This is a genomic window from Burkholderia sp. LMG 13014 (assembly GCF_905232215.1).
GTDB lineage: Bacteria > Pseudomonadota > Gammaproteobacteria > Burkholderiales > Burkholderiaceae > Burkholderia.
Map to the genome: position 1 here is coordinate 1 of NZ_CAJNKE010000347.1, position 6,367 is coordinate 6,367.

5 protein-coding genes are annotated in these 6,367 nt (G+C 68.7%); 4 read left to right on the top strand and 1 reads right to left on the bottom strand.

Features of this window, described 5'->3' with window-relative positions:
• Window positions 1-100: 100 nt before the first annotated feature.
• From flgK to JYJ84_RS25575, 3 genes are all read left to right on the top strand, one after another.
• Window positions 101-2,038, top strand: a complete 1,938-nt coding sequence (flgK, locus tag JYJ84_RS25565) for a flagellar hook-associated protein FlgK (RefSeq protein ID WP_122946452.1) — start codon at window positions 101-103, stop codon at window positions 2,036-2,038.
• Window positions 2,039-2,055: 17 nt separating this feature from the next.
• The gene (flgL, locus tag JYJ84_RS25570) at window positions 2,056-3,291 is read left to right on the top strand and encodes a flagellar hook-associated protein FlgL (RefSeq protein WP_175222436.1); all 1,236 of its coding nucleotides are present in this window, start codon (window positions 2,056-2,058) and stop codon (window positions 3,289-3,291) included.
• Between the two features lie 269 nt (window positions 3,292-3,560).
• Entirely contained in the window at window positions 3,561-4,868 is a 1,308-nt protein-coding gene (locus tag JYJ84_RS25575) for a solute carrier family 23 protein (protein ID WP_175222437.1), read from the top strand.
• A 58-nt stretch (window positions 4,869-4,926) separates the two neighbouring features.
• Here the strand turns inward: JYJ84_RS25575 and JYJ84_RS25580 are convergent, their stop codons facing one another.
• Entirely contained in the window at window positions 4,927-5,811 is an 885-nt protein-coding gene (locus JYJ84_RS25580; protein WP_175222438.1) for a transcriptional regulator GcvA, read from the bottom strand.
• A 96-nt stretch (window positions 5,812-5,907) separates the two neighbouring features.
• Between JYJ84_RS25580 and JYJ84_RS25585 the strand changes: the two genes are divergently transcribed.
• Window positions 5,908-6,367: chromate transporter (locus tag JYJ84_RS25585; RefSeq protein WP_205189592.1), on the top strand; the 460-nt coding region annotated here is incomplete at its 3' end.

The following is a 6,367-nucleotide window of genomic DNA, read 5'->3' on the forward strand; positions in this document are numbered from 1 at the left end:
CGCGCGCGCATTTTTTCCTCAATTTTTTCGATCCGCGGCCGTTATACCGGGAGTCACGCAACCCGGCGGCCGCAGCGCGGCCGGCTCATCAGGATCGCGCATGTCCAACACACTCATGAACCTCGGCGTCAGCGGCCTGAATGCCGCACTCTGGGGCCTCACGACGACCGGCCAGAACATCAGCAACGCGGCGACGCCGGGCTACTCGGTCGAACGCCCCGTCTATGCCGAGGCGAGCGGCCAGTACACGAGCAGCGGCTACCTGCCGCAGGGCGTAAACACCGCCACCGTGCAGCGCCAGTACAGCCAGTACCTGAGCGACCAGCTGAACGGCGCGCAGACGCAGGGCGGTGCGCTGTCGACGTGGTATTCGCTCGTCACGCAGCTGAACAACTACGTCGGCAGCCCGACGGCCGGCATCTCGACCGCGATCACGAGCTACTTCACCGGGCTGCAGAACGTCGCGAACACCGCGTCCGACTCGTCGGTGCGGCAGACCGCGATGAGCAATGCGCAGACGCTCGCGAACCAGATCACGGCGGCCGGCCAGCAGTACGACGCGCTGCGCCAGAGCGTGAACACGCAGCTGACGAGCACCGTGACGCAGATCAACGCGTACACCGCGCAGATCGCGCAACTGAACCAGCAGATCTCGGCCGCGAGCAGCCAGGGCCAGCCGCCGAACCAGCTGATGGACCAGCGCGACCTCGCGGTATCGAACCTGTCGAACCTCGCGGGCGTGCAGGTCGCGCGCAACAGCGACGGCTACAGCGTGTTTCTCGCGGGCGGCACGCCGCTCGTCGTCGCGGACAAGAGCTACCAGCTCGCGACCGTCACGTCGCCGTCCGATCCGAGCGAGCTGACCGTCGTGTCGCAGGGCATCGCCGGCGCGAACCCGCAGGGCCCGAACCAGTACCTGTCCGACGCTTCGCTGTCGGGCGGCACGCTCGGCGGCCTGCTCTCGTTCCGCAGCCAGACGCTCGACCCGGCCGAAGCCCAGCTTGGCGCGATCGCAACCAGCTTCGCCGCGCAGGTCAACGCGCAGAACGCGCTTGGCGTCGACCTGTCGGGCAATGTGGGCGGCAACCTGTTCACGACCGGCACGCCGATCACGTACGCGAACCAGGGCAATACCGGCAACGCGGCGCTGTCCGTGTCGTTCGCGAACGCGTCGCAGCCGACCACGAGCGACTACACGCTGTCGTACGACGGCAAGAACTACACGCTGACCGATCGCGCGAGCGGCACGGTGGTCGACCAGAAGCAGGGGCCGATGCCGGTGTCGCTCGGCGGGCTGAATTTCTCGACCGCGGCCGGCACGCAGATGCAGCCGGGCGACAAGTTCACCGTGCAGCCGACGCGCGGCGCGCTGAACGGCTTCGGCCTCGCGACGTCGAACGGCTCCGCGATCGCGGCGGCGGCGCCGTTCGTGCCGGCGGCCGCCACGACGAACACGGGCACCGGCACGATCGGCGCGCTGTCGGTCACGAGCGCGACTGCCGCGGCCAACCCGCACAACTACACGATCACGATGGGCGGCACGACCGCCAGCCCGACCTACACGGTCACCGACAACTCCGTCACGCCGCCGAGCACGGGCACGCCGCAGGCGTACCAGGCCGGCTCGCCGATCACGCTGACGGCCGGCGTCACGGTGGCGGTGTCGGGCACGCCCTCGGCCGGCGACACGTTCACGGTCGCGCCGAACTCGGGCGGCACGAACGACGGCAGCAACGCGCTCGCGCTGTCGAAGCTCGTCAACGCGAAATCGTTCGGCAACGGCACGACCACGCTGACGGGCGCGTACGCGAACTACGTGAACGGCATCGGCAACACGACGAGCCAGCTGAAGTCGTCGAGCGCCGCGCAGACCGCGCTGGTCGGCCAGATCACGTCCGCGCAGCAGTCGGTGTCGGGCGTGAACCAGAACGAGGAAGCGGCCAACCTGATGCAGTACCAGCAGCTTTACCAGGCGAACGCGAAGGTGATCCAGACGGCGGCGACGCTGTTCCAGACCGTGCTCGGCCTGTTCAACTGATTTCGGGGATCGAAGCGATGCGGATTTCCACCACCCAGTTCTACCAGATGAACGTCGCGCAGATGAGCGACCAGCAGGCGCAGCTGTCGCAGCTGTACCAGCAGATCTCGAGCGGCGTGAGCCTGTCGACGCCGGCCGACAACCCGCTGGGCGCCGCGCAGGCGGTGCAGCTGTCGATGACGTCGGCGACGCTGTCGCAGTATTCGTCGAACCAGAACGTCGCGCTGTCGTCGCTGCAGAAGGAAGACCAGACGCTCTTCAGCGTCAACGACCTGCTGAACACCATTCACTCGGTCGTGATACACGCCGGCGACGGCTCGCTGGCCGACAGCGACCGGGCGGCGCTGTCGACCCAGTTGCAGGGCTATCGCGACCAGTTGCTGACGCTCGCGAACTCGACGGACGGCGCGGGCAACTACCTGTTCGCGGGCTTCCAGTCGACCACGGCGCCGTTCGCGAACGCGCCGGGCGGCGGCGTGACCTACAGCGGCGACACGGGTTCGCGGCAGGTGCAGATCGCCGACACGCGCGCGATCTCGCAGGGCGACAGCGGTTCCAGCGTGTTCCTGTCGGTGCCGATGCTCGGCAGCCAGCCGGTGCCGCTCGCCGGTGCGAACAATACGGGCACGGGTACGATCGGCGCGGTGTCGATCACGAGCCCGTCGGCCGTGACCAACACGCACCAGTTCACGATCACGTTCGGCGGCACGGCCGCCGCGCCGACCTATACGGTCACCGACAACTCCGTCGTGCCGCCGACCCCGGGCGCCGCGCAGCCGTATTCGGCCGATTCGGCCATCCCGCTCGGCAACGGCCTGTCGGTGCCCGTGTCGGGCACGCCTGCGCCGGGCGACACGTTCACGGTCACGCCCGCGCCGCAGGCCGGCACCGACGTGTTCGCGGCGCTCGACTCGATGATCACCGCGCTGAAGACGCCGGTCAGCACCAACACGGCTGCCGCGACCGCACTCGCGAACACGATGACCACCGGCACGACCAAGCTGAACAACATGATGACGAACGTCCTCACCGTGCAGGCGTCGGTCGGCGGCCGCGAGCAGGAAATCAAGGCGATGCAGGCGGTGAACCAGACCAACACGCTGCAGATCACCAGCAACCTGTCCGACCTGACGAGCACCAACATGGTGTCGACGATCAGCCAGTTCCTGCAGATGCAGAACGCGCTGACGGGCTCGCAGAAGGCCTACGCGCAGTTGCAGAACCTGTCGCTGTTCCAGTACATCAATCCCTGATGCACGACGCGCCGGCCGCGATGTGAGCGCACGCTTGCGTCGCGTGCCGGCGTGGACCGCCGCCCGCGCACCTTCACGCGCGGACGGGCGCTTCACCGGGCCGCACGTTCGTGCCCCGTTTCGCGCGCACGGCGAGCCGTGCCTTGCGCTCGCCGGCCCGCGCATCAGTGCGCTTGCCAGCCCCATTTCCGCTCCGTAAACTCGCGCCAGATTCCAGACCGGCGCATCCTCCGCAGCCGGCGACCGACCGACAGGAGCTCCTTTTCCCCATGTCCGATTCCTACTTCCCGCGCTGGCGGGTGCAATCGACCGGCGCGGCATCGCGCGTGGTCGGCCCCGACGAGCGCCTCGCGTGGCCGCAGATGATCGCGATGGGCGTGCAGCACGTCGTCGCGATGTTCGGCTCGACGGTGCTCGCGCCGCTGCTGATGGGCTTCGACCCGAACCTGTGCATCTTCATGTCGGGCATCGGCACGTTGCTGTTCTTCGTGCTGGTGGGCGGCCGCGTGCCGAGCTACCTCGGCTCGAGCTTCGCGTTCATCGGCCTGGTGATCGCGGTGACGGGCTACGGCGGCAGCGGCCCGAACCCGAACATCCCGGTCGCGCTCGGCGGGATCATCGCGTGCGGCGTCGTGTACATGGCGCTCGGCGCGCTGGTGCAGGCGATCGGCACGCGCTGGATCGAGGCGCTGATGCCGCCCGTCGTCACCGGCGCGGTGGTCGCGGTGATCGGGCTGAACCTCGCGCCGATCGCGGTCAAGGGCGTCTCGGCGTCGACCTTCGACTCGGTGATGGCGCTCGTCACGGTGCTGTCCGTCGGCGGCGTCGCGGTGTTCGCGCGCGGGATGATGCAGCGCCTGCTGATCCTCGTCGGGCTCGTGATCGCGTACGCGATCTACGCGGTCGCGACCAACGGGATGGGCCTCGGCAAGCCGATCGATTTCTCGATCGTCGCGCATGCCGCATGGTTCGGCGTGCCGAGCTTCCGGGCGCCGGTGTTCGATCCGCACGCGATGCTGATGCTCGCGCCGATCGCGGTGATCCTGGTCGCGGAAAACCTCGGCCACATCAAGGCCGTCAGCGCGATGACGGGCACCAACCTCGATCGCTACGTGGGCCGCGCGTTCATCGGCGACGGGCTCGCGACGATCGTGTCGGGCAGCGTCGGCGGCACGGGCGTGACGACCTACGCGGAGAACATCGGCGTGATGGCCGTCACGCGGATCTACTCGACGCTCGTGTTCGCGGTGGCCGCGGTGATCGCCATCGGGCTCGGTTTCTCGCCGAAGTTCGGCGCGGTGATCCAGACGATTCCGGGCCCGGTGCTCGGCGGCGTGTCGATCGTCGTGTTCGGGCTGATCGCGGTGACGGGCGCGCGGATCTGGGTCGTCAACAAGGTTGACTTCTCCGACAACCGCAACCTGATCGTCGCGGCCGTCACGCTGGTGCTCGGCGCCGGCGACTTCTCGCTGAAGATCGGCGGCTTCGGGCTCGGCGGGATCGGCACCGCGACGTTCGGCGCGATCATCCTGTACGCGATCCTGCGCAAGGAAAAGGAACCGGGCCCGGTGGTCTGAGGTTTCGGCGGGCGGCGTCCTGCCGCCCGCATCATCGTCTGCGTCGAACGTCGCTGCGCTACGCGCCGACGTTCGACTGCGTCTGCAGCCACGCGCAGAACTGCGCGACCAGCGGATCGTCCGCCGGCGCGCGCGGCGCGATCCACCAGTAGCTGCGCGTCGCGATGCGCGGCCCCTCCAGCGGCATCACCAGCCGGCCGCTCGCCAGTTCGTCGTCGATCAGCGGCAGCGGGCCGAGCGCGACGCCGAGCCCGTCGACGGCTGCCTGCAGCGCCAGGTAGAAGTGGTCGAACGACTGTCGCTTGCGCCCCTTCATCGCCACGCCGGCCGCCGCGAACCAGTCGCGCCAGCCCTCCGGACGTGTATCCGAATGCAGCAGCACGTGGCGCGCGAGATCGTCCGCGCGCGCGATCGGCGCGCGCCTGAGCAGCGCGGGGCTGCAGACCGGAATCACGCTTTCGTCGAGGAAGTGGCCGCTCGTGCAGTTCGGCCAGTGGCCGGGGCCGCGGCGGATCGCGACGTCGAAACCGTCGAGCGTGTCGAGCGGCGCGTTCGACGTCGACAGCTTCAGCTCCACGTTCGGCACGTCGCGCTGGAACCGCGACAGGCGCGGCAGCAGCCATTTCATCGCGAAGGTCGGCAGCGCGTTGATGCGCAGCACGCGCGCGGCGCCCGTGTTGCGCAACTGATCGGTCGCGAGCGCGATGCTGTCGAACGCGGCGCGCACGGTGTCCAGGTAGCGGCGGCCTTCGTCGGTGAGCTTCACGCGCTTGCCGTAGCGGTGGAACACCGGCTTGCCGAGCCACGCCTCGAGCCCGGCGATCTGCCGGCTGATGGCACCGTGAGTCACATGCAGCTCGTCGCCGGCGGCGCTGAAGCTTTCGTGTCGTGCCGCGGCTTCAAAGGCCCGAAGCGCGGAAAAGGGTGGGAGATCGCGTGCCATGCTTGTGATTCTAGATCACAAGGATGCGCCAATAAAATCGTTTTGCCGGGATCTGGAACGGCGGTAACCTCGGTTCACCGTTTCGTGAGGAGCCCCATGCAATCCGCTTTTCCGCCTGCTTCCCCGCCGCCGGCCTCCCCGCCACCTGCCGCGCGCCGCGTCGGCCTCGCCGAGCTGTTCACCGGCTTCCTGTCGCTTGGCCTCATGTCGTTCGGCGGCGCGCTGCCGTTCGCGCGCCGCACCATCGTCGAGGAGCGCAAATGGCTCTCCGCCGATGAATTCACCGATCTGCTCGGGTTGTGCCAGTTCCTGCCGGGCGGCAACGTGATCAACCTGTCGGTGGCCGTCGGCATGCGCTTTCGCGGCGTCGCCGGCGCGTTCGCCGGCATTCTCGGGCTGATTGCGGGCCCGACGCTCGTCGTCGTCGCGCTCGGCGTGCTGTACGCGAAGACGCAGAACGATCCGCGCGTGCAGCACCTGTTCGCCGGGCTTGCCGCGGCGGCGGCCGGGCTGCTCGTCGCGATGGCCATGAAGGTCGCGAAGCCGCTGCGGCATG